Source organism: Phycisphaerales bacterium (assembly GCA_020852515.1).
GTDB lineage: Bacteria > Planctomycetota > Phycisphaerae > Phycisphaerales > UBA5793 > UBA5793.
Genome location: JADZAS010000025.1, coordinates 49,509 through 73,307 on the forward strand (window position 1 = coordinate 49,509; position 23,799 = coordinate 73,307).

At 65.2% G+C, this 23,799-nt stretch carries 24 protein-coding genes and 2 tRNA genes; 22 read left to right on the top strand and 4 right to left on the bottom strand.

All coding sequences use genetic code 11. The features are described 5' to 3' along the window. Window positions 1–28: 28 nt before the first annotated feature. Entirely contained in the window at window positions 29–817 is a 789-nt protein-coding gene (locus tag IT430_16215; protein ID MCC6909485.1) for an enoyl-ACP reductase, read from the bottom strand. Between the two features lie 225 nt (window positions 818–1,042). Between IT430_16215 and IT430_16220 the strand changes: the two genes are divergently transcribed. From IT430_16220 to IT430_16315, 20 genes are all read left to right on the top strand, one after another. After that, window positions 1,043–2,017 (top strand): hypothetical protein, encoded by a 975-nt coding sequence (locus IT430_16220; protein MCC6909486.1) that lies wholly within the window; start codon window positions 1,043–1,045, stop codon window positions 2,015–2,017. 43 nt (window positions 2,018–2,060) lie between these two features. Then, window positions 2,061–2,633: an RNA polymerase sigma factor gene (locus IT430_16225; protein MCC6909487.1), complete on the top strand. Its 573-nt coding sequence runs from the start codon at window positions 2,061–2,063 to the stop codon at window positions 2,631–2,633. Beyond that, window positions 2,620–3,141: a hypothetical protein gene (locus IT430_16230; protein ID MCC6909488.1), complete on the top strand. Its 522-nt coding sequence runs from the start codon at window positions 2,620–2,622 to the stop codon at window positions 3,139–3,141. The genes IT430_16225 and IT430_16230 overlap by 14 nt, the downstream gene beginning before the upstream one ends. Window positions 3,142–3,271: 130 nt before the next feature. Continuing rightward, complete coding sequence (locus IT430_16235; GenBank protein ID MCC6909489.1) at window positions 3,272–3,889, top strand: YceI family protein; 618 nt, start codon at window positions 3,272–3,274, stop codon at window positions 3,887–3,889. A 24-nt stretch (window positions 3,890–3,913) separates the two neighbouring features. After that, a complete protein-coding gene (locus tag IT430_16240; GenBank protein ID MCC6909490.1) occupies window positions 3,914–4,780 on the top strand; it encodes a hypothetical protein in 867 nt (288 codons plus the stop codon). Window positions 4,781–4,865: 85 nt separating this feature from the next. After that, window positions 4,866–5,753 carry a hypothetical protein gene (locus IT430_16245; protein MCC6909491.1) on the top strand — a complete coding sequence of 296 codons (888 nt, stop codon included), beginning with the start codon at window positions 4,866–4,868 and terminating at the stop codon, window positions 5,751–5,753. A gap of 104 nt (window positions 5,754–5,857) precedes the next feature. Further along, window positions 5,858–7,000, top strand: coding sequence for a pyridoxal phosphate-dependent aminotransferase (locus IT430_16250; protein ID MCC6909492.1), 1,143 nt, complete (start codon window positions 5,858–5,860; stop codon window positions 6,998–7,000). 46 nt (window positions 7,001–7,046) lie between these two features. After that, window positions 7,047–7,454 carry a hypothetical protein gene (locus IT430_16255; protein MCC6909493.1) on the top strand — a complete coding sequence of 136 codons (408 nt, stop codon included), beginning with the start codon at window positions 7,047–7,049 and terminating at the stop codon, window positions 7,452–7,454. Window positions 7,455–7,478: 24 nt separating this feature from the next. Then, on the top strand, window positions 7,479–8,258 hold the full coding sequence (locus IT430_16260; protein MCC6909494.1) for an enoyl-CoA hydratase/isomerase family protein: 780 nt from the start codon (window positions 7,479–7,481) through the stop codon (window positions 8,256–8,258). 30 nt (window positions 8,259–8,288) lie between these two features. Beyond that, window positions 8,289–9,101, top strand: coding sequence for an enoyl-CoA hydratase/isomerase family protein (locus IT430_16265; GenBank protein ID MCC6909495.1), 813 nt, complete (start codon window positions 8,289–8,291; stop codon window positions 9,099–9,101). Then, window positions 9,101–10,321, top strand: a complete 1,221-nt coding sequence (locus tag IT430_16270; protein ID MCC6909496.1) for a hypothetical protein — start codon at window positions 9,101–9,103, stop codon at window positions 10,319–10,321. Before IT430_16265 ends, IT430_16270 begins: the two co-directional genes overlap by 1 nt. Window positions 10,322–10,369: 48 nt before the next feature. Then, window positions 10,370–11,575, top strand: coding sequence for an acetyl-CoA C-acyltransferase (locus tag IT430_16275; protein ID MCC6909497.1), 1,206 nt, complete (start codon window positions 10,370–10,372; stop codon window positions 11,573–11,575). 38 nt (window positions 11,576–11,613) lie between these two features. Next, complete coding sequence (gene paaA, locus IT430_16280; protein MCC6909498.1) at window positions 11,614–12,636, top strand: 1,2-phenylacetyl-CoA epoxidase subunit A; 1,023 nt, start codon at window positions 11,614–11,616, stop codon at window positions 12,634–12,636. Between the two features lie 16 nt (window positions 12,637–12,652). Next, the gene (locus IT430_16285; protein MCC6909499.1) at window positions 12,653–13,252 is read left to right on the top strand and encodes a hypothetical protein; all 600 of its coding nucleotides are present in this window, start codon (window positions 12,653–12,655) and stop codon (window positions 13,250–13,252) included. A gap of 8 nt (window positions 13,253–13,260) precedes the next feature. Next, window positions 13,261–14,040 carry a phenylacetate-CoA oxygenase subunit PaaC gene (gene paaC / locus IT430_16290; GenBank protein ID MCC6909500.1) on the top strand — a complete coding sequence of 260 codons (780 nt, stop codon included), beginning with the start codon at window positions 13,261–13,263 and terminating at the stop codon, window positions 14,038–14,040. After that, the gene (gene paaJ, locus IT430_16295; GenBank protein MCC6909501.1) at window positions 14,040–14,552 is read left to right on the top strand and encodes a phenylacetate-CoA oxygenase subunit PaaJ; all 513 of its coding nucleotides are present in this window, start codon (window positions 14,040–14,042) and stop codon (window positions 14,550–14,552) included. The genes paaC and paaJ overlap by 1 nt, the downstream gene beginning before the upstream one ends. Window positions 14,553–14,634: 82 nt before the next feature. Beyond that, entirely contained in the window at window positions 14,635–15,795 is a 1,161-nt protein-coding gene (pdhA, locus tag IT430_16300; GenBank protein ID MCC6909502.1) for a pyruvate dehydrogenase (acetyl-transferring) E1 component subunit alpha, read from the top strand. Between the two features lie 61 nt (window positions 15,796–15,856). Beyond that, on the top strand, window positions 15,857–16,840 hold the full coding sequence (locus IT430_16305; GenBank protein MCC6909503.1) for an alpha-ketoacid dehydrogenase subunit beta: 984 nt from the start codon (window positions 15,857–15,859) through the stop codon (window positions 16,838–16,840). 164 nt (window positions 16,841–17,004) lie between these two features. Beyond that, entirely contained in the window at window positions 17,005–18,309 is a 1,305-nt protein-coding gene (locus tag IT430_16310; protein ID MCC6909504.1) for a 2-oxo acid dehydrogenase subunit E2, read from the top strand. Window positions 18,310–18,353: 44 nt separating this feature from the next. Continuing rightward, complete coding sequence (locus tag IT430_16315; GenBank protein MCC6909505.1) at window positions 18,354–19,733, top strand: NAD(P)/FAD-dependent oxidoreductase; 1,380 nt, start codon at window positions 18,354–18,356, stop codon at window positions 19,731–19,733. Window positions 19,734–19,766: 33 nt separating this feature from the next. Here the strand turns inward: IT430_16315 and IT430_16320 are convergent, their stop codons facing one another. The 3 genes from IT430_16320 to IT430_16330 form a co-directional block, all read right to left on the bottom strand. Continuing rightward, on the bottom strand, window positions 19,767–20,363 hold the full coding sequence (locus tag IT430_16320) for a transferase hexapeptide repeat family protein (protein ID MCC6909506.1): 597 nt from the start codon (window positions 20,361–20,363) through the stop codon (window positions 19,767–19,769). Between the two features lie 177 nt (window positions 20,364–20,540). Beyond that, on the bottom strand, window positions 20,541–22,214 hold the full coding sequence (paaN, locus tag IT430_16325; GenBank protein ID MCC6909507.1) for a phenylacetic acid degradation protein PaaN: 1,674 nt from the start codon (window positions 22,212–22,214) through the stop codon (window positions 20,541–20,543). A 29-nt stretch (window positions 22,215–22,243) separates the two neighbouring features. Beyond that, a tRNA-Arg gene (locus IT430_16330) sits at window positions 22,244–22,317 on the bottom strand. Between the two features lie 135 nt (window positions 22,318–22,452). Here IT430_16330 and IT430_16335 point away from each other — a divergent pair. Further along, window positions 22,453–22,526, top strand: a tRNA-Arg gene (locus IT430_16335). Window positions 22,527–22,591: 65 nt separating this feature from the next. After that, complete coding sequence (gene corA / locus IT430_16340; GenBank protein ID MCC6909508.1) at window positions 22,592–23,785, top strand: magnesium/cobalt transporter CorA; 1,194 nt, start codon at window positions 22,592–22,594, stop codon at window positions 23,783–23,785. Window positions 23,786–23,799 lie beyond the last annotated feature (14 nt).

Genomic DNA, 23,799 nt, shown 5'->3' on the forward strand with positions numbered 1-23,799 from the left:
ATAGCCGGCGCGGCTGGCGCGCTGCCGCTCACATCCCCATCACGCAGTAGCCGGCATCGACGTAGATGGTCTGGCCGGTGACGCCTGAGGAGAGATCGCTGAGCAGCCACACGGCGGTGTCGCCGACTTCGCCGCCTTCGATGTTGCGGCCCAGGGGCGCCTTGGACGCGACGTGATCGAGCATCGTCGAGAAGCCGCCCACGCCCATGGCGCTGAGCGTCTTGAGCGGACCGCCGGAGATCGTGTTGATGCGGATGCCCTTGCCGGTGCGGCCGAGTTCGGCGGAAAGATAGCGGCAGGTGCATTCGAGCGCGGCCTTGGCCACACCCATGACGTTGTAGCCGGGCACGACTTTTTCCGCGCCGTAGTACGTCATGCCCAGGATCGACCCGCCGTCGGTCATGAACGGCCGGGCGGCGCGGGCCATCGACACGAGCGTGTAGGCGCTGATCTCCATCGCCTGCAGGTAGACCTGCTTGGGCGTCTCGATGAACTTGCCCAGTTCGAGGTAGGTTTTGTCGGCGAAGGCGATCGAGTGGACGATGAAGTCCAGCCGGCCGCCGGCGTGCTCAGCCGCCTCGGCGAAGACTTTCTCGACTGCGGCATCGTCGCTGGCGTCCAGCGGGCGCACCCAGGGGTCGGCGATGCCGAGTTCGTCGATGGCCGAGCGGACGCGCCGCTCCATCTTCTCGCCGGGCAGATTGGTGAACATGATCTCAGCGCCGTGGCTCTTGAGCGAGTGGGCGATGTGCCAGGCATAACTGCGGTCGTTGGCGATGCCGATTACGAGGCCCTTCTTGCCGGACATCAGCGCCATGCGCACCTCCGTGGGTGAAGACAGGTGAGGAATACAGGTCCCGCGGGAAAGGCGGGGCCGGGGAAGCCAAGGGTAGGGGAGGGCGGCGAGGGTGAAAAGCGAACGGGCAAATGGAGTGATTTCGCCGGGCCGCGCGAAATGATCGCGGCGGCGGCGTTTGAGTGGTGTTGCAGCGCGATCGGCCGCGCTGGAGAGTTTCGAGCAGATCCACCAGGGAGTGTGAACATGAACGCAGTGAGCGCGATGAATCGTCTGGGACTCGCCTTGATCCTGGCGTGCGGGCTGTCGATGGCGGCCACGCCGCTGTGCCGGGCGCAGGCGCAGGGCGAGGTGAGCGCATTCGTCGGTGGTCCCGGAGATACGGAAACCAGCGCGGTGGACGTGGATTTCAACGGCGGGACGGCGGTGGAATTCCTCGACGCCATTCGCGCCGCGGCCGGCGGCAAGGTCAACATCGTCGCCATGCCCCACGTCGGGGAGGTCATGATTCCGGCGATGAAACTGCGCAGCGTGGATGCCATCGCGGCCATCAGGCTCCTGTCGGGCGAAGGAATCCAGACGCCCGGCAGAGTCGTGCGGCTTGACGTGGAGATCGTCGCGCCGCCCCGGCTCAACAAAGCGGCGCTGGTGAAGGTGAACGCCGACGTGAAGGAAGCCGGCGGCTACGTCGGCCCGCAGCGATCGAACATCTGGTCGGTCGCTGACCTGATCAACGGCGGCATGTCGCCGGACAACATCGTCACGGCCGTGAGCGCGGCGCTCGAACTGCTCGGCCCGGACTCGAGCAAGGCGCAGGTGCGCTTCCACAAGGAAACCTCGCTGCTGCTGGCGCGGGCGACGGTGGAGCAGATCGAGATCATCAACAGCGTGATCAGCGAACTCCGCGCTTCGAGCGCGCAGCAGCGGGCTCAGTCGATGAAGCCGATTCAGGAACGCGTGGCGCAACTCGAACGCGAACTGGCCGAATCGCGGTCGATGCTGCAGTCACGCGAAGTCGAAGCGAGCGATCGCCTGCAGATCGCCGAGATGTCGCGCGCCAGGGCCGAGGCGATGGAGCGGCATGCGGCTGAACTCGAAGCGATGACCTCGAAGCTGCGCGATGAGCTCATGCAGCGCGAGAGCCAGATCCGCGCTCTGCAGATCGAGCTGGACGAGATGCGGGCGCAGCTGCAGAAGTCGCGGGGCGGCGGCGGCGGATAAAGTTCATGAGTCGACGGGACCGGCGCTTTCCCCGGAGCAGCAGGTGGACGAACCGGCCACCGCACAATCTCTGTCAGAACTCACGCAGGCGATCGCCAGGGGCGATTCGTCTGCGTTCGGGTGGTTCTACGACCAGTGGTTTGACGCACTGTTTCGCATGGCCCGGAGCAGCACCGGCCGCGACGAAGCCTTCTGCCTCGACGTCGTACAGGACGCGATGCTCAAGGTGATGCGCTCGATGAAGCGGTTCGAAAATGAGAACGAGCTGCGGGCCTGGCTGCGCGTGATCGTGATGCGCTGCGCGCTCGATCAGATCCGCTGCGAGCGGCGGCGACGGGCGCGCGAGTCGGCGCATGGCGGCGACCGGGCGCCAGGCGCCATTCAGCACGATTCGCAATGCGGCGAAGACGAGAGAGCCGCGTGGCTCGAAGCGCAACTGGCCGGGTTGGACGCCCATCGCTCGCTTCTCGTGGCGATGCGCTTCCGCCTCGGCGCCACGCTTGAGCGGATCAGCCGGATCGTCGGCCTGGCGCCGGGGGCTGTGGACGGTCGCATCAACCGTTCACTGGCGCAGATCAGGGCCGCAGCGCAGGAGGAATTCGATGAACACGCATGAACTCAAACTCAGTCCGCAAGCCGCGCAGCGGCGCGATGCGATGCGCGAAGAGCTCGTGGATGCGTTCGTGTCGATGCACCGCACGCGCCGGCGCGTGCGCCGGATCGCGGCGCCCGCAGCCGTGCTTGTCATCGCAGCGGCAGCGACATGGGCGTTGCGGCCAACACCTTCGGCAACCGAGTTGCCCATCACCGCCGCCGCGGCGCCGCTGGTCGAGGTGATCGATAGCGCGGCCTCGGGTCGCACGGTCGACTTTGATTGGGTCGCTTCAGGGCACGCGCCACTCGTTGAAATCGTTGAGTCCCATGCGACGCTCGTGCAGGTGATCGACGATGAGCAACTCGTGCAGACGCTGGCGCAGATGAACCGGCCTGCCGGGCTCATCGAGACAGGCGGGACCGTGCGCCTGACGCGCAACGTGGTGGATGAGGGCGACAGTCTCGATGATCGCGATTCCCGCCTCGGTGAGCCGCGCCTGCGGAATACGCCACCCGCGCACGGCGTCTGATCCGCCAACGGGCCTGCTGATCGCGTCTCGATCGGTTCGGCGAAACCGCCGCCGGTGCGCCGTGTACAATCGGCGGCTCCGTTGGTCCCGCAACCACGTCTCGAAAGGACTTTTCCTCATGAGGAAGTTGATGATCCGAACCGCTTGTTTTGCTCTTCTGGGCGCTTCGGCGCTGGCCCTTGCGGGCCTGGCCCTGCCGCGCGCCGAGGCGACTGGTTCGCCCGCCGCCGAAGCGCGCCGCGCGGAAACGTTCAACATCGACCCCGCGCACTCTTCGGTCGTCTTCAAGGTCAAGCACATGGGCGTCGCGTACGTCTATGGCCGGTTCAACGACGTGACCGGTGAAGTCGTGTGGGACTCGGACGATCCGCACGGGCATTCGATCAAGGCGGAAGTGAAAGCGGCCAGCGTCGATACCAACGCCAAGGGGCGCGATGAGCATCTGCGCGGGCCGGACTTCTTCGACACGGCAAACTTCCCGGCCATCATCTTCGCCAGCACGGCGGTGAAGGAATCCGGCACGGACAAGTACGAAGTGCAGGGCACACTGTCGCTGCACGGAGTCGAGAAGCCGATCACCGTCATCGTCGAGAAGACCGGTCTCGAGAATCTGCCGCGCATGGGCAAGCGCCTTGGCCTGGCGTGCGAATTCACCGTCAAGCGCAGCGAGTTCGGCATGACGTACGGCATCGACGGCGCCGTCAGCGACGAAGTGACGATCATGCTCGGCTTCGAGTGCGGCAAGTAAGGGCCGCCGGCGACCTACCGGCCGATGCAGGAGTTCATCGAAAAGCAACTGGTGTGGACGGTGGCGATGCCCCTGGGCATCGCCATCGTCTGCATGTTGATCGCGTGGCGGCCGTGGCAGCACCAGCGCGAGGCGGTGCGCGGCTGGTGGGGCGGGGCGCTGGCGATCGGACTGGCTTACCTCGTCGGCCACGTCGCGATTAATCGCTGGCCCGCCATTCCGCCGGCCAGCACGGATGACGTCCTCTTTCTGCTGGCGGTCGCCGCGACGGCCGTCGGGTTGCTCGAATCGATGCGCATGCCGGCGTGGCTTCGCTGGAGCATCCGCGCCATGCTCGCCGCGGCCGTGTCCTGGTTCATGCTCTCCATGGGCTTCAGATCATCGAACTCAGCGGGGGCACTCGCGGCGTGGACGGTCGGCCAGGCGGCGGTGATTCTCATCGTCTGGACGCTGCTCGAGCGGCTTGCCGAGCGGCGCACTGGCCCGTCGATCCCGTTGGCGTTTTCGCTCATGATTGCGGTCGCGAGCATCTACTTTTTCAAGGGCGGCAGCGGAAAGGTGGCGCAACTCTCGGGGTTGCTCGCGGCCTCGCTGGGCGGCACAGCGCTGGTGGCGATGTTTGTGCCGCGCGTATCGGCGGCCCGGGGCATGCTTGCCATCGCCGTGCCGCTGTACATGGCGCTGATCCTCTACTCCTGGCAGTATCCCAAGCCGCTGGGCACGCCCGTGATCCTGGCCGCCGCGCCGCTGGCGCTGTGGCTTGCGGAGTGGCGCGAGTCGGTGACGGCGGTCGCGGCACGGGTGCTGCTGGTGGCGGCGCCGGCGCTGGTGGCCCTGACTCTGCTGCTGGCGCACCTGCTCGACGCGGCGCGGGGCGAATCGCTCTACTGAGTCCAATGGGATCGCCGTTGGGGGTGAAACCCCGGCGGATAGACTCCGTACAAGCGGTGGGTGGGGTTGCGCAAGGAGCGAAGTCATGCCGGCACACCTGATCGTCGCACTCTCCCTGGCGGCGCTGCCGCACTTCGAGCCGCCTCCGGCCGTCGGACCCGAGGCGCGCGCGCCGCTGGCCGGGCCGGTGGTGGCCGCTGCGGCCAGTGCTGAAACGCGGTCACTCGTGCGCCGCGGATTCAACGGCGAGGTGGCGATCCTGCCGGTTGAAGCGGATGAGGCGGCCATCGAGTTGCTCGACCTCTCGCCTCAGCAGCGCCAGCAGTTCGACCGGCTCAAGGCGGAGCGCGGCGCCATCTTCAGCCGGGCGATTCGCGAGAACCTCGAAACGCTGATGAAGTTCGCGGGAGTGAATCCAAAGGAACAGCCGGCGGAATTTCTCGAACTGATGCGCACCATCGGGCAGGCGCTCGGCACGTATCGCCAGCGGGGCACGATGCTCCGCGAGATGTCATCCGTGCTCACCGCGGCGCAGAGGCGGGAAGTGCGGTCTCTCGTTGCCGAATACGTGCAGGCGCGGACTGAAGCCATCCGCCGCGAGGCCGGTTCTGACCTGCCGGCGGGCGAGGTCATGGTTCGCATGCACTTCGAGACGCTGGGCGAGATGGCCAAGGCGTCCATTGAGTCGGCCGTGGCGATGGGTACGGCGGAGTTTGAACTCATCGCCCAGCGCCTCAGGCTCACACCCGAGCAGAAGACCGGGATCGAGAAGATCTTCGAGCCGATAGCGATCGAGGAACTGCAGGGCAAGGCCGTTTCCCCGATTGTGAAAGTCCGCGCGTTCTTTCAGGTTTCGCACCTGCTCACCGACGAGCAGGTGAAGGCGCTGGGTGAGTACCTGCGCGAAGAGCGCCAGGCGAGCGAATCGGCCGAGCCGAGCGGGCCGGCGGCCCCGATGCGTGAGCGCAAGTGAGCCGGCGGCGCGCTGCGGCACTATGATGCGTTGTCATCGGCGCGATCCGTGCGATCGCGCAAGACGGGGAACGCATGGCCACCTCCGGGAATTCCATGATCGACATCGAGGCACTGCTCAGCGCACGAATGCAGGCGATGGAGCCTTCGGGCATCCGCCGCGTCTTCGAGATGGCGGCGAAGATGACCGACCCGATCAACTTCTCGATCGGTCAGCCGGACTTTGACGTGCCCGAACCCATCAAACAGGCGGCGATCAAGGCGATCAGCGCCGGCCGCAACGGCTACACCGTCACGCAGGGCATCCCGGAACTGCGGGCGGCGATCGCTGAAAAGATCTCCGGTGAATTCGGCTGGAGCGTCGGGCCCGGGTGCGAGTGCGACGTGCTTATCACCAACGGGACCAGCGCGGGCCTGCTGCTGGCGTACATGGCGATGGCCGAACCGAGCGATGAGATCGTCATTCCCGACCCGTACTTTGTCTCATATCCGCAAGTGGCGGCGATGGTCGGCGCCGGCGTGAAGTACTGCGACACCTATCCTGACTTTCGTATGACGGCCGAGCGCATCGAGCCCCTCCTGACGACGCGCACCAAGTTCGTGGTGCTCAACTCGCCCGGAAACCCGTCAGGCGTGGTGCTGAGCAGCGATGAACTGCGCGACATCGTCGAATTGTGCGAATCGCGCGGCGTGCTGCTCATCAGCGACGAAATCTACGATGAGTTCACCTACAGCGACGGGCGTGAGAGCGGCGTCTTTCCCACGCCCGCCCGATTCTCCAGCCAGATCCTCGTACTGCGCGGCTTCAGCAAGACCTACGGCATGACGGGTTGGCGCCTCGGCTATGCCGTCGGGCCGAGCCAGCTCATCCGCGAGATGACCAAGGTCAACCAGTACTCTTTTGTCTGTGCGCCCAACATGGTCCAGCACGCCGGCGTCGTGGCGCTGCAGACTGACGTTTCGCACCACGTCCACGCCTATGAGCGCAAGCGTGATCTGGTCGTCGAGCGCCTTGGCGGGCTCACGGAGCTGGCGCATCCCGCCGGCGCGTTCTACGCCTTTCCCAGGGTTCCCGAGCATCTCGGCCTGACGGCGTCACAGTTCACCGAGACGGCGCTCGAGAAGAACGTGCTGGTCATCCCCGGCAACATCTTCTCGCTGCGCGACACGCACTTTCGCATCAGTTACGCGGTGGATGATGAGCGGCTGGCGCGGGGGCTCGATGCGCTGGCGGGGTTGATGCAATAGCCGTCGGCGCCAGCCGATCGGTTCACGCCCCGTCTACACTGCTGCCATGAAGCCCGAACTTCAGGTCGGCAATCGCGCGGAAGTCGTCATCACGGTGACCGAAGACATGTGTCCGGCCTTTGACGATGTCGTGGTGCATCGGGTCTATTCGACGTGGTCGATGGCGCATCACATGGAAATCGCCGCGCGCAAGGTGCTCATGCCGCACCTTGAGGAGCACGAGGAGGGGATCGGCTCGCACCTTTCCATCGACCATCTGGCGCCAACGCCGCTGGGGCACGAAGTGCGCGTCGAGGCGGTGGCGGTGGAACTGGGCCCGAGCACGCTGGTGTGCGAGGTGACCGCATACCATGTCCGCCCCGAAGGGGATAAAGTGGTCGGGCGCGGCCGGCAGGTGCAGCGCATCCTGCCCAGGGCCAAACTGGCCGCGCTGATCGAACGCGAATCGCGCTGACCATTCAACCATCCGGATTCCATCATGAGCAACGACGACGCACTCATCCTGACCGAAACCGACGGCCACGTGGGCATTATCCGGCTGAACCGGCCCAAGGTGCTCAACGCACTGAATCCCGAACTCATGTCGATGCTTGCCGCCCAGATGGAGGCGTACGACAAGGATTCGAACATCCACGTCATCCTGCTTTCGGGCAGCGAGAAGGCGTGGGCGGCGGGGGCCGATATCGGCGACATGGCCGAGCAGTCGGCCATCAGCATGTACGAGCGCGACCAGTTCGCCACGTGGGAGCGCATCAAGCGAGTCAAGAAGCCGATTGTCGCGGCGGTGAGCGGCTGGTGCCTCGGCGGCGGGTGCGAACTGATGATGCACTGCGACGTGATCATCGCATCGGAGACGGCGCAGTTCGGCCAGCCGGAGATCAACATCGGCGTGATGCCCGGCGCGGGCGGCACGCAGCGCCTCACGCGCGCACTGGGCAAGGCGCTGGCGATGGATGTGATTCTCAGCGGGCGGTTTCTCAGTGCGTCGGAAGCCGTGCATCACGGCCTGGTGAGCCGCGTCGTGCCCAAGGAACACTTCTACACCGAGGCGCTCAAGGTGGCGCAAGTGATCGCGAGCAAGGGGCCGATCGCGCTGCGCCTGGCCAAGGAGGGCGTGCTCAAGGCGTTCGAGACGCCGCTTTCGGAAGGACTTGAGTACGAGCGCAAACTCTTCTACACGCTTTTTGCGACCGAGGACCAGAAAGAAGGCATGCGGGCGTTCATAGAGAAGCGCAAGCCGGAGTTCAAGGGCCGCTGAGCGCGGCGCCGCAACAATCGGAGCATCCTTATGACCACTGCCACTGCACCGGCATTTGAGACCGTTCAGTTCGAAGTCGCGGATCACGTTGCCGTGATCACGCTCAACCGGCCGGACGTGTTCAACGCCTTCAACGACCAGTTCAGCAAGGAGCTGCTCGGGGCGCTCAAGGAAGCGGAGCGCAGCGCCGAGGTGCGCGCCATCATCCTCACCGGCGCGGGCAAGGCGTTCAGCAGCGGCCAGGATCTGGGCGATCTGAAGAAGAAGTACGTGCCGGGCCACGTGCCGCATCTCGGCGAAGATCTGCGCCGGCGCTACGACCCGATCATCAAAAAAATCTGCGAGATGGACAAGCCCGTCATCGCGGCGGTCAACGGGGTGGCGGCGGGCGCCGGCTGCAGCCTGGCCCTGGCGTGCGACCTGCGCGTCGCCGCCGACTCCGCCACGTTCATCGAGGTATTCATCAACGTCGGGTTGATTCCCGATTCTGCGAGCACCTTCTTCCTGCCGCGGCTCATCGGGCTGGGGCGGGCGATGGAATTGTGCTGCACCGGCCGCAAGGTCGATGCCGCCGAGGCGCTGCAGATCGGGCTGGTGAACCAGGTCGTGCCGGCAGGCGAACTCATGACCGCCGCCCGGGCTCTCGCGGGCCGGCTGGCATCGCTGCCGGGCCGCGGCATCGCGCTGACCAAGCAACTTCTTCGCAAGTCGTTCGAGAACAGCCTCGACGAGCAACTCGTTGCCGAGGCATTTGCGCAGGAAACGGCCGGAATGACGGCCGACCACTCCGAGGGCGTGATAGCCTTCATTGAGAAACGCAAGCCGAATTTCACGGGTAAGTGATGCACACCAGCACCGTCGGCATCATCGGGGGAGGCACGATGGGCGCGGGCATCGCGCAGGTCGCCGCGATGAACGGCTGGATGGTGGAGCTGCGCGAGGTCGATGAACCAACCGCCCGGCGGGCGATCGACGGCATCGTGCAGCGACTCGATCGCCTGCTCGAAAAGGATCGCATCAGCGCTGAGGACCACGACGATGCGGTGTCGCGCCTGTGCGTGGCAACGTGCCCCGACTGCCTGAGCGAGTGCGAACTGGTCATCGAGGCCATTGTCGAGCGGCTGGACGTCAAAGCGGCCGCCTTTCGCGAGGCGCTGCCGTCGTTGCGGCCGGATGCAATCCTGGCGACCAACACTTCTTCGCTTTCGGTCACGAAGCTCGGCGAGGCCGTGGGCCAGCCGCAGCGCCTGGTGGGCATGCACTTCTTCAATCCGGCGCCCGTGATGAAACTCGTCGAGGTGATCGCCGGCAAGCAGACCGATCCGCTCGTCGTTGATCGAGTGGCCCAGATCGCGCATCAGTGGGGCAAGGAAGTGGCGCGTGCGTCGGATGCGCCGGGCTTCATCGTCAACCACGTGGCCCGGCCGTACTACCTTGAGGCTTTTCGCCTGCTCGAGGCGGGCCTGGCGGGCGTCGATGAGATTGACGCGGCCATGCGCGAGGTGGGGGGCTTTCGCATGGGGCCGCTTGAACTGGCGGATCTCATCGGCATGGACATCAACACGGCGGCGGCCCGGTCCGTCTGGGAGCAACTCGGCCGCCCGGCGCTGCTCGAACCCAGCGCCCTGCAGGAGCGCATCGTCGCCCAGGGCCACCTCGGCCGCAAGAGCGGGCGCGGCTGCTACGACTACTCGACGGAGCCGCCGAGACCGGCGATCGAAGTGCAGCGCCGGCCCCTGGCGCTTTCAGATTCGCAGCGCGATCTGTTCGGGCGATTCGCTCGGCGCGGCGGGCAGCGCGTGGGCTCGGAACTGCAGAACTACATCTTCGCCCGCATTCTCGTGTGCATCTTCGCCCAGGCGACCCAGGCGCTGCGCCGGGGCGTGGCGCAGCGGGAAGACATCGACACGGCGATGCGCTTCGGCGTGAACTATCCGCGCGGGCCGTTCGAGTGGATGCGCGCCATCGGACCGGATCTCTGCGATGAGGTCCTCGCCATGCTTGCCGAATCCTCCGATAGCGACCGCTATCGCGCCCAGCCGCTGGCCGAAGTCGCATCCTGAATTGCCCGCGGTTCGCCGCCTTCGCTCTGCATTTCGCTATCATCCGCCATGCGAAGAGTCGCGATCATTGACGCCGTCCGCACGCCCATCGGCCGCTACGGCGGGGCGCTGGCGTCGATCCGGCCCGACGACCTGGCCGCGCTAGTCATTGGCGAGGTGGTGAAGCGCACCGGCGTCGATCCGGCTCTGGTCGAAGAGGTCTATTTCGGCGCCGCCAACCAGGCCGGCGAGGACAATCGCAACGTCGCCCGCATGGCGGCCCTGCTCGCGGGCCTGCCCGACACCGTGGCTGGCTGCACGATCAACCGGCTGTGCTCTTCGGGGCTTGATGCGATCAACATCGCCGCCCGCATGATCGAGAGCGGCGCCGGAGATGTGATGATTGCCGGCGGCGTCGAGTCGATGAGCCGGGCGCCGTTCGTCTTCGGCAAGCACGAACATGCGTGGGACCGCACGGCCCCCGAAGTGTTCGACACGACTATCGGCTGGCGCTTCACCAACCCGAGGCTGGCCAAGGCGTACTACCCGTTCTCAATGGGCGAGACGGCTGAAAACGTGGCCCGCAAGTACGAGATCAGCCGGGCCGATCAGGATCGATTCGCACTGGCGAGCCAGCAGAAGTGGGCTGCGGCAAACGCAGCCGGAAAGTTCTCCGATGAGATCGTCCCCGTGGAGATCGCGCAGCGCAAAGGGCCGGCGGTAGTGGTGGATACTGATGAGCATCCGCGCCCGGAGACCACGCTCGAGGCGCTGATCAAACTGCGGCCGGCGTTCGCCAAAGACGATCAGGGCACCGTTACGGCCGGGAATTCATCGGGCATCAACGACGGCGCGGCAGCGCTGCTGCTCGTCGAGGCAGGCCGGGCGACAGAACTCGGCTTGCGGCCGCTGGCGTTCGTCGGCCCCAACGCCGCGGCGGGCGTCGATCCCGCATGCATGGGCATCGGCCCGGTTTCGGCAACGAAGAAGGTGATGCAGCGCTACAACAAAGGACTCGGATGTCTGGATATTATTGAGTTGAACGAGGCGTTCGCGGCGCAGAGCCTTGCCGTCCTGCGGCAGTTGGGCCTGGAGAGAGCCAATGTAAACCCCAATGGCGGGGCCATCGCCATGGGCCACCCGCTGGGCTGCTCGGGGGCGAGGCTGGTCACGACTCTCGTTCACGAGATGAGGCGGACGAAGGCGAGGGTCGGCCTGGCGACATTGTGCGTCGGAGTCGGCCAGGGTGTGGCGACGATTTTTGAGGGCGCTTAGTCACACGACCCGGATCGTGTCTACAGAAGAGGTATCTGATGTCAGGCAGTGCAAACATCGGTGTTCACGTCGACCACGAATCGAAGGAAGATCCGCAACTCCTGGCGGAATTCCAGGCGAAGATTGACGCCGGACAGCTCATCGAAGTGGATGACTGGATGCCTGCCGCGTACCGCAAGGGCATGCTCATGATGGCCGAGCATCACGCCAACAGCGAGATCATCGGCGCGCTGCCCGAGGGCGAGTGGATCACCCGCGCCCCGTCGCTCAAGCGCAAACTCGCGCTGACCGCCAAGGTACAGGATGAAGTCGGGCACGGCCAGATGCTCTACCGCGTCTCGCAGGATCTCGGCAAGTCGCGGGATGCCATGCTGCGCGACCTGATCACCGGCAAGACGAAGTACCACAACTGCTTCAATTACCCGGCGCCGCAGTGGGGCGACATCGCCATGATCCAGTGGCTCATCGACGGGGCCGCGATCATGAACCAGAAGACGCTGGCCGACGGCGGCTACGGCCCGTACGTCCGCACCATGCGGCGCATCAACATGGAAGAGGCGTTCCACTTCAAGAGCGGCGAAGACATGGTGCTCACGCTCATGAGCGGCACGCCGCGGCAGAAGGAGATGGCCCAGGACGCCTTCGACCGCTGGTGGGGCCCATCGCTCATGTTCTTCGGCCCGCCGGACAAGCCCAACGCACACCAGTTGCCGCCGATGCGCTGGCGGATGAAGACGGTCACCAACGACGAACTGCGCCAGCGATTCGTCGATCGATTTGTCCCTGCCGCGATCGATCTCGGCCTGAAGATCAACGTGGTCGAGAAGGACGAAAACGGCTTGGTCACCGCCAGCCGGCCGGATGACAAGATCGCATTCAACAAGCAAACCGGTCACTGGGAGTTCACCCAACCGGACTGGGATGAGTTCTTCCGAGTCATTCGCGGCAACGGGCCGTGCAACGCCAAGCGGCTCGCGCTGCGGCGGATGTCGTATGAGCAGGGCCACTGGGTGCGCCATGCGATCCTGAACGGTTCCACGTCGCTGCCGCCGGCGGCTTGAGAGAGGGCACTGCCGCATGTCCAAGTTGCGCGATGAGGTTGAACTGATCAGCGGCGAACTGACGACGCCGCCCGAGGAGGATCTGCGCGGCTACGTGATCTTCACGCAGCTGAAGCCGGGTCAGCCGCATCTGTACGCCGGCTACCTCGACGCGGCCGACGATGACATGGCGCTGATCTTCGCGCGCGAGCACTACGGCCAGGATCAGGAGTGCGTGGCCATCTGGGCCGTGCCTGTCGAATCTGTTTCAGGAACCGACGCGGCGCATCCCGCCAGCCGCGACGTCGGCGCCGTGGAGATGTACCAGGTGTTCGTTCAGCCGCGGCGCGGGGCCGGGCACGTTTCGGCCGAGACGGTGCAGGCGCGCAGCCCGGCGGAGGCGATCGATCAGGCGCGGCGAATTCACTCCGATCCGCGAAAGTACTACTCGCTCTGGGTCGTGCCGCAGCATCTCATCGCCAGCACGGGCCCCGGCGACGTCATCTGGCGATTCTCCGATCAGAGTTACCGCCTGGCGCGCGGCTACAGCAAAGACGTGCGCGAGAAGTGGACGCGGTTCCGCGATGAACACTCGCTCAAGGAATATGAAAAGGACGATCTCAAGGAAGCGTTTTGAGCACTCCCATGCCCGATCTGCCCGAACATCTTCGCAAGCCGCTGGTCAATCTGCTGCTCGCGGCGGCTGATGACAAGCTCTTTCTCGGCCACCGCAACAGCGAGTGGACAGGGCTGGGTCCCATCCTTGAAGAGGACATCGCGTTTTCTTCGCTGGCCCAGGATGACATGGCTCACGCTGCCGCTTTGTACGAACTGGCCGGCTCGATCGACGGCCGCAGCGCCGATGAACTCGCCTTTGGGCGCACACCTGAGCAGTACCGCTGTGCTGCGATTGTCGAAGTGCCCGATGAGTTCGATTGGGCGACGGCGATTGTTCGGCGGTTCTTCTGCAATCATTTCGACCTGCTGCGCCTCACGCGATTTTCGCAGTCGGCGTGGAAGCCGCTGTCCGACCTGGCCCGGCGGCTTGTCGCCGAGCAGCAGGTGCACGTGCAGCACGTCGATGACTGGATGGTGCGCCTCGGCACGGGCACGCCGGAATCGCACCGCCGGATGCAGGGAGCGATCGACGCGATCGGCCCGCTCGCCACGGAACTCTTCGAGCCGCTCGACGAGCTCAAGTCGCTCGTCGATGCGGGGCTGTATCCGGGCAGCGACTTCACGATGTACGACCAATGGACCGGCGCCGTTCAACACGTCCTCGGCCAGAGTCACCTGACGGTGCAGTTCGATATCGGATCGCCTGACGATCGCGGCGGGCGGCGCGGCGTACACACGCAGTACCTCGCTCCGATGCTCGAAGAGATGTGTGAGGTCTACCGCCTCGAACCTCGGGCCGCGTGGTGATGATGATCAATCGCCAGGCCATCTTCGACGTGCTGCGCTCGATCCCTGATCCGGAGATGCCCATCAGCATCGTTGATCTCGGGCTCATCGAGTCCGTCGACGTGTCCGGCAGCGCAATAAACGTCGTGGCGCTTCCCACCTTTGTCGGCTGTCCAGCTCTGGAGATGATCTCGCGCGACATCGAGATGCGCCTGGGCCGCCTCCCGGGGGTCGCCTCCGTGAACGTGCGGTGGGTGAACGATCCGCCATGGTCGGTGCAGCGCATTACCGACGCCGGCCGCGCAGCGCTGCGCGAGCACGGCGTGACGGTGCCCGAGACCGGGAGTCGACTGGAGGTGCACGGCGCGGCCGGCGCGACCGTGCCGCTGACGGTGGGTGCTGCGGCCGTGCCCTGCCCGTTCTGTGGCTCGACGAAGACGCACCTGGACAGCCCATTCGGCCCGACCCGCTGCCGCATGATCTACTACTGCGACGCCTGCCGCAACAGTTTTGAGCATCTCAAGAACGTGTGATCGGCGCGCCGTTCTGGCGAGCGCGTTGCCGCTCGCGTAGGATGCTCCGAACCTGCTGTCCGCTCGGAGACCTGCTGCCGCCATGTCGCCACGTTCGGCCAATTCGACCGCCTCGACCGCGCCGGTGGAGAACCGGCCCGTTCGCGTCGATAGCAATTCCGTGGAGACGATTGATCTTGGCCGCGTGGAAGTGATTCGCGTGCTCGACGAGAAGGGCCGCGTCGTTGACGCCGCGCTCGAGCCCGGCCTGCCCGATGATGAACTGCTGCGCCTCTACCGCGGTATGGTCCGTTCGCGGCGCTTTGACCAGCGCATGCTCGCCATGCAGCGCCAGGGCGAGATGGGCACCTTTGCGCCGGGCCTCGGGCAGGAGGCAACGCAGATCGGCCAGGTCTATCCGATGCGGCCGACCGACTGGTATTCGCCTTCCTATCGCTCGATCGGTGCGCAGGTCTGGCGCGGCTGGACGATGGAGCAGTTGCTGCTTCTGTGGGCGGGTTACTTCGAAGGCTTCGCGATCCCGGAAGTCGCCAACGAGCTGCCGTTCTCGATCGTCATCGGTTCGCACGTGCCGGTCGCGACGGGCGTGGCGATGGGAATCAAGGTTCGCAAGGACGACGCCGTGGTCGTGACGAACTTCGGCGACGGTGCTTCTTCGCAGGGAGTCGTGGCCGAGGCGTTCAACTTCGCCGCCGTCTACAAGGCGCCGATCGTGTTCATCGTCGAGAGCAACGGCTGGGCGATCTCAACTCCGCTTGAGAAGCAGGCGGGCAACACGGTGCTGGCGGCGCGCGGCGTGGGGTTCGGCATCCCGGCCGTGCGCGTGGATGGCAACGACGTGCTGGGCATGATCGCTGCGTGCACGCGCGCCATCGATCATGCACGCAGTGGTCGCGGGCCATACCTCGTCGAGGCCGTGACCTACCGCATGAGTCTGCACACGACCGCAGATGACCCGAAGGTGTACCGCAAGGACGAAGAGGTCAAGACGTGGGAGGGCAAGTGCCCGATCCTCCGCTTTGAGTCATACCTGAAGAGCAGGGACGTGCTCGATGATGATGCGATCGCGCGGATCAACGAAGAGATCGAGGCTGAAGTGATCGCGGCGCGCGACCGGTTCCGCGAACTGGCGGTCGCACGGCCGGAAGAGATATTCGATTTCGTGTACGAACAGTTGCCCGCAGAGTTGCGCGAGCAGAAGGCGGAGTACCTGGAGCGCCTCAAGCGCAAGGGCGTGCAGTAGCGCGTTGAATTTTAAGCTGCGACCCGAAGGCTGTGCGAAGGGGAGCATACTGAGACCCACCATGTCGCAACTCACAATGGTCGAGGCACTGAATCTGGCGCTTGGCGAGTCCATGGCCGCCGACGATCGCGTCTGCATCATGGGCGAAGACGTCGGCGTGAACGGCGGCGTGTTCCGCGTCACCAAGGGCCTGCTGGAGCGCTTCGGCGCTGATCGCGTGCTCGACACGCCTCTGGCGGAGGATTCGATCATCGGCACGGCGGTCGGCATGGCGGTGTACGGCCTCAAGCCTGTTGCAGAGATTCAGTTCTCCGGTTTCACCATGCAGGCGTTCGACCAGATCGAGCAGAACATGGCCCGACTCCGCAACCGCTCGCGCAGCCGCTATCCGATCTCGATGGTGATGCGAGCGCCCTACGGCGGCGGCATCCGGGCTGTCGAGCATCACAGCGAATCGCGCGAGGCCTACTGGGCCCACACGCCCGGCCTCAAAGTGGTCATTCCATCCGGGCCCCGCAACGCGCGGGCTCTGCTGGCGGCGTCGATCGCCGACCCCGATCCTGTCGTCTTCTACGAGCCTAAAGCCGTCTACCGCGCCTTTCGCGAGGAGGTGAGCGAAGAGCCGGAAGTCATGGAAATCGGCAAGGCGCAGGTGGTCCGGCCCGGCGCCGACGTGACGCTCATCGGCTATGGGGCGATGATGCGGCCGGTCCTCGAAGCGGCCGATGATCTGGTGGAGGAGCACGGCATCGACGTCGAGGTCATCGATCTCCTCTCAATCAAGCCGATGGATACGCAGACGCTTGTCGAATCGGTCAGCAAGACGGGGCGCTGCGTCGTGGTGCACGAAGGGCCGCGCATGTGCGGCGTCGCGGCGGAGATTATCGCGCGCCTCAACGAGCATGCATTCGAATACCTGCTTGCGCCGATCAAACGCGTAACGGGCTTTGACATCCACTTCCCGTACTTCCAGGTTGAAAAGCATTACCTGCCCGACAGCGATTCGATCGTCGTCGCGGTGAAGGAAACCATGCAGTGGACATGAACTGGCTTCGGAGGAACAGCGCTTACCACGAGGGACACGACGTCAAAAAGGAGGCACGAAGATCATGTCGAGGCATCGGCTCGGATGACCGGGGGCAACTCCAAGTTCTGCTTTGTGACCTCTTGGTGACTTCGTGCCCTTGGTGGTGAATGTTGGACGAGAGCATGGCAACGAGAGATTTCAAACTCCCTGATCTTGGCGAAGGTGTGCATGAGGGGCAGATCGTGCGCCTGATGGTCAAGGCCGGCGAGGCGATTCGCGAAGATGAGCCGCTGATGGAAGTCGAGACGGACAAGGCATCCGTCGAGATTCCCTCGCCTTTCACCGGCACGATCGCGAAATGGCACGTGCAGGAAGGACAGCTCGTGCACGTGGGTGACGTGATGGTCACCGTCGGCGACGCCGCGGGTTCGTCCGCTGCCGAGGTCGAATCAAAGTCGAGTGAGTCGGCGGCGCGCGCACGCAGCACTCACCCGCCGGCTCCGCATTCCGGCAACGGCGGGGTGGCGACAGCCGCGCCTCCGGTGCGAAGGGCGCCGGCTTCGCCCGCCGTCCGCAAGCTCGCGCGCAAGCACAGCATCGACATCGAAACCGTGCAGGGCAGCGGGCCCAACGGTCGCATCACCCGCGCCGATGTCGAGCGAGCCGCGTCCGGCGCTTCGCCTGTTCGCTCAGCTCTGCCCACCGGAGTTCGATCGAAGGCTTCGCCTCCGCCGGCGCCCGCACTTCATGCCGCCGTCGAACCTCCGGGTGAGGACGGGCATGACAACTGGGGGCCGATCCGCACGCAGAAGAACTCGCGGGCCCGAAGCACCATCGCAGCCAACATGACGCAGTCGTGGTCCACGATCCCGCACGTCACCGACAGCGACGACGCGGACGTTACCGAGCTCGACCGCCTGCGTCGCGGCTACCCGGCGGCCGAGAACGGTCATCGGAAGATCACGATGCTCGCGTTCATCATTCGCGCGGTGGCCCGCGCGCTGACGATGCATCCTGAGTTCAACGCTCAGTTCGACGCCGAAAACGACCAGATCATCTACCGCCGCTACATCAACATCGCCGTGGCGGTGCACACGGAGCGCGGTCTGATCACGCCGGTCATTCGCAACACGGATCAGCTCGGGATCGTGGCCATCGCCGACGCGTTGAACGAACTTGCGGACAAAGCGCGGAGCGCCTCGTTTACCGTCAACGACACGCGCGGCGGCACGTACACGATCTCCAACCCCGGGGCGCTGGGCGGCAGCCGCTACTCGACGCCGATCATCCCGCCGGGCCAGGGCGCGGTCATGGCGCTGGGCCGCACGAGGCAGATGCCATGGGTGGTAGATGGCAGCGTGCAGCCGCGTCTTATTCTGCCCATCAGTCATTCGTTCGATCACCGCATCGCCGACGGCGGGCACGAAGTCGCCTTCATGCAGCAGGTCATCGGCGGACTCGAGAATCCGGCCCGACTGCTCCTCTAGACGGCATGAGTCGGAAGGATGCGCTCTCCACGAGAGGCACGCAAATGGTTGTCGGCGAGTTCACGCAGGAAGCGAATCTGGTCGTCATCGGCTCCGGACCCGGCGGCTACAGCGCCGCGTTTCGCGCTGCCGAACTCGGCATCCAGACGATCATCGTTGACAGCCGCAAAGACCTTGGCGGCATTTGCCTGCACGCGGGCTGCGTGCCAAGCAAGACGCTGCTGCACATCGCCGAGATCATCGGGCTGGGTCGCCGGGCCGCGGCGTTCGGCGTCGAGTACGGGCAGCCGCGGATTGATCTGGAAATGGTGCGCGCCTGGGTGCATCAGTCCACGGACCGGCTGTCATCCGGCCTGGCGAGCCGGGCGAAGAAACTCGGCGTCGAGGTCATCGCGGGCCGGGCCTCATTCGACGACGGCAAGAACCTCTCGATCCACGGCGGGTCGATCCCTCGCCTCAAGTTCCGCAAGGCGATCGTCGCGGTCGGCGCGCGTCCGGCCGGACACCCGCTCATGACTTTCGACGAGCGAATCGTCATCAACCCGTGGCAAGCGCTGCAAATTGAATCGATTCCTGAGTCACTGCTGGTGCTCGGCGGCGCAGCGCAGGCCATTGAACTGGCCATGATCTACGCCGCACTGGGCAGCAAGGTCACGCTCGCTGCGACCGAGGCGCAGATCCTGCCTGCGGGAGATGTGGACATCGTGCGGCCGCTGCACCGCGCGCTCGTGGAGAATCTCAACTCAGTGCTGCTCGGCGCGACCGTGACTTCCGCGAGCATCGGAGCATCGAGCGCACAGGTCGGTGTCGAGACGAAGGAAGGCCAGCGCCAGTTGGAGTTCGATCGGGTGATCATCGCGGTCGGGCAGACGGGCAACACGCGCGACCTCGGTCTCGATCGCACGAAAGTGGAGTGCGATTCGGCGGGGTTCATCACCGTCGATGGGCAGATGCGCACGAGCGAGTCGCGCATCCTGGCGGTGGGCGATGTCACGGGGCCGCCGTGGTCGGCGGATCGCGCGCTGGCGCAGGGGCGCGTTGCGGCTGAAGTCGTCGCCGGCTGGAACAGCGGGTTTGACTCCCTGGCGGCGCCGCGCGTGCTGTTCACGGATCCGAATGTCGCGTGGTGCGGCCTGACGGAGTCTCAGGCGAACGAACAGGGCGTTCCGCACAAGGTGGCCAAGATCCCCTGGGGCGCCTCGGGGCGGGCCGTGGGCATGAATCGCGTGGACGGCCTGACCAAACTCATCTACGACCCCGACACCAAGATCGTGCTGGGCGTGGGCATCGTCGGCGCCGGCGCTGCTGAGATGATCGGCGAAGGCGCGCTGGCCGTGGAGATGGGCGTCGAACTCGACGACCTCGCCGGCACGGTGCACCCGCACCCATCCATGTGCGAACTGCTCAGCGACGCGGCGCGGTGAAGCTCAAAGCGCCGCGCGGGGCGGACGTGCGTTTCACTTCTGCTCGTGCTTGGGCGCGTAGTCGTGCAGCGGCACCTTCGGCCGGTCGGACTCGATCTCGCGCAGCGGCGGCACTTCCCTGAAACTCGCACTGTAGTTGCGCGCGAGCTGCTGGTAGATGCGCGTGCCCTCGGTCTTCCACCGCACTTCATCTTTGCTCAGTTCGCGGATCGGCTTGGCGGGAATGCCGGCCACGAGCGTGCGCGTCGGCACGATCATCCCGGCCCGGACGAAACTCAGTGCCCCGACGAACGCCTCTTCGCCGATGACCGCGTCATCCATGACTACCGCCATCATGCCGACCATGGCGTTGCGCTTGATCGTGCAACTGTGCAGCACGGCGCCGTGGCCGATGTGGCCGTCTTCTTCGACCACGACATTCTTACCGGGAAAGCAGTGGAGCGTGCAGTTGTCCTGCACGTTGGAGCCCGCCTTGAGTACCAGTTGACCGATGTCGCCGCGCAGCGAAGCGCCCGGCCCGACGAGACAGCCGGGGCCGACGATCACGTCGCCGATGAGCGAAGCAGTGGGGTGGATGAACGCCGTCGCATCCACCACCGGCCGAACGCCCATGAATTCGTAACACGGCATGCGATGGCACCCTGGACCTTCAACACAAAGTCACAACAGAGACACGAAGAGATTCAGAATAGCCGCAAAAAGGCGCAGAGGTCTCAAAAGGGAAGATACCCAGGAATCGAGAATTCGCAATCTGTCCATTCCCCCTTTTGCGCATTCTGTGCCTCTTTGCGGCTAAGTCTTTCCATCTCAATTTGCGACCGGCATGCGGCTCTGCACGATCCGGAAGCGGCCGGCGACGAACGCGCTGTCGCACAGTGTGGCGTTGCCCGACGGATTGGCGCCTGAAACATGGAAGTCGCTGAACGCCGCGGCCTGGTTCACCCAGATTGAGCCCGTGAGATTCGTCGAGAGCGGTACGCCGGCGTCGGCCGTCGCCTCCTCGGCCCGGTGGATGACTTGCGGGTCCGTCGAATACAGCGCGCAAGTGATCGCGCCCTGGTTTCGCGCGACCTCGGTCGCGAGCCGGATGCTCTCATCCGTGTTGGCGGTTGCGACGACGTATGCGATCGGGCCGAACATCTCGCGGGCAAACTTGTCGCGGTCTCGGCTGTCGGCCTTGAGAATGAGCGGACTGCGGATGCGAGCCTTCGGGAACGCTTCGTTGTTCACGGGCGTCGACTCGCGCAGCACCGCCAGCCCCTCGTCTTTGGCCTGATCGACCCGGCGGGCGGTGTTCTCGTTCTGAATGGCGCCGAGCACCTCCGCGGCTCGCTTCGGCTCGCCGAGGAACCAGTCCACCGCCTTCACCAGCGCTCCGGCGACTTCATCGAATGACTTGTGCCCTTCGCTCGTCTCGATCCCCTCGCGCGGAATGAAGATGTTCTGACTCGTCGTGCACATCTGGCCCGAATACAGGCTCAAGGTGAAGGCGAGATTGCCCGTGACGGCCTTAAGGTTGTCCACGCTGTCGATGATGACCGAGTTCACGCCCGCCTTTTCGGTGTAGACGATCGCCTGCCTGGCGTTCTGTTCGATCCACTCGCCGAACGCGCTGCCACCGGTGTAATCGATGATCTTTATCTCGGGCCGCTGCACGATATCTCTGGTGATGGGGGCGCTGAGTTCATCGGCGGCGAGGGTGATGACATTCGGGTCGAAGCCGGCCTCTGCGAGCACTTGCCTCGCGACTTCAACGGTGATCGCCAGGGGCAGAATGGCCCCCGGATGCGGCTTGACGACGACTGCATTGCCGGTGGCGAGGCTCGCGAAGATGCCGGGGTAGCCGTTCCACGTCGGGAAGGTTGAGCAGCCGATGGTCAGCGCAATGCCGCGCGGCACGATCCGGAAGGTCTTGCGCAGCGTAACAGTCTCGTCTTTGCCGACGCGCTTGGACCAGATCGCCTGCGCGGGCGTGCGCTGCATCTCGTCCCAGGCGTAGGCCACGGCTTCGAGGCCGCGATCCTGGGCGTGCGGCCCGCCGGCCTGGAAGGCCATCATCCAGCCTTGGCCGGTCGTGTGCATCACAGCCAGGGCCATCTCGAAACTGCGCCGATTCAGGCGGTGGAGAATTTCGAGACAGACGCCGACGCGGTCCTCGACGCTGGCCTTCTTCCAGCCTTGCTCTGCTGCGCCGACCGCGGTAAAGAGACCGTCGAGTTCGACCTTTGGATAGGTGATGCCGAGATCAAAGCCGTATGGCGACGCCTCAGCGCCGACCTGACCGGCGCCCGGGTGGCCGGGCAGGTCGAAGGGGCGGTTGAGCCGCGACTGGAACGCCTTTTCGCCGTCGTCTTTCGCTGTTTCGCCGTAGACTTTGCCGCTGGGGACTTCGGGGTAGGCGCTCCAGTAGGCGCGGCTGTGGATGGCCTCGACAGCCTTGGCCAGTGCGTCGCGATGGGCTTGGAAGAATGGATGGCTCACGGTCGTTCCTTGGAATTTGATGTCTGAAGCGCACCCGGGAGGATTCGAACCTCCGACCTGCGATTTAGGAAACCGCTGCTCTATCCTGCTGAGCTACGGGTGCTCGCCGGCGGCCGCGCCGCCGAGCAAAGATACGACCGACGCGCGGCGTAAGCCAGCACTGATGGCGATTGCCCGTTCGGAGATGGGTGCTACCCTCATTTTCCGTGGTTGGGGCCACTGTGCCTGGCCGCGTGTTGCGCCCGTAGCTCAATTGGATAGAGCATCGGTCTTCGGAACCGAGGGTTGCAGGTTCGAGTCCTGCCGGGCGCGTTGCCGATAGTGTCATCGACCGGGCTCGCGCGGCGCCCAGCGGCGCCGAACCCACAGGAGCGTCGATGAGCCGCATTGGCCACAAGCGTCGCAAGCATGCCCAGCGCCGCACGAAGCGGCCGCCTCCCGGCGCCAAGCCCGGCACGATTGCCATCGATCCGGCCGCCACCCCGTCGCTCATCCGCGTGATGGCCTGCTCGCCAACGGCGTGCAGCGACCTCGTGATCCAGAATCCGGCGGAGCTCAGTCTCGACGCCGTCAAGGGCGGCACGAGGTGGATCAACGTCGATGGCGTGGGCAGCAGCGCGTCGATTTCGACGATCGGCTCGATGATCGGCCTGCACATGCTCACCGTGGCAGACATCTGCAACGTGTACCAGCGGCCCAAGGTCGAAGAGTACGACGATTACATCTACCTCGTCATTCGCGAGCCGCACGCCGACGGCGCGCTGACGACCGAGCAGATCAGCATCTGCCTCAAGGCGGACCTGGTGGCCACGTTTCAGGAGCGGCCGGGCGACTGCTTTGATCCGATTCGCGCCCGTATTCACGAGACCAACAGCCGCATCTGCGCCCGCGGGCCGGATTACCTTGCATACGCCCTGATCGACGCAATCATCGACTCGTACTTTCCGATTCTTGAGGGGCTCGGCGACCGGCTGGAACTGCTTGAGGAGCGTGTGTTTTCCGCCGCGGACGAACAGGTGCTCACGGAGTTGCACTGCATTCGGCGCGACCTGGTGACGCTGCGGCGGTCCGTCTGGCCGCTGCGCGACCCGCTCAACCTGCTGTTGCGCAGTGAGACCAAGCTCGTGTCCGCCGAAACGCGAATCTACCTGCGCGACTGCTATGACCACGTCGTGCAGATCATCGATCTCATCGAGACGCACCGCGAGATCTGCAGCAGCCTCATGGAGGTCTACCTCTCGCAACTGAGCCAGCGCACCAACGAGGTCATGAAGGTGCTGGCGATGATCGGCACCGTGTTTCTGCCGCTGACCTTTATCGTTGGCGTGTACGGCATGAACTTTGACACGAGCGTCTCGCCGTGGAACATGCCCGAACTGAAGTGGCGGTGGGGGTATCCCGCCATCTGGGCCGTCATGATCGCGGTCGGTGGCGGCACGCTGTGGCTCTTCCACCGATTCGGATGGATCGGCCGCCGTCGGCGCCACGCCGCCAATGGCGCCAATGGCGCTTCAAATCACGCGGCAAGCGGTGCGAACCGTGCCAATGGGAACGGACACGGCCATTCATAGCGGCTCTCGCTGTG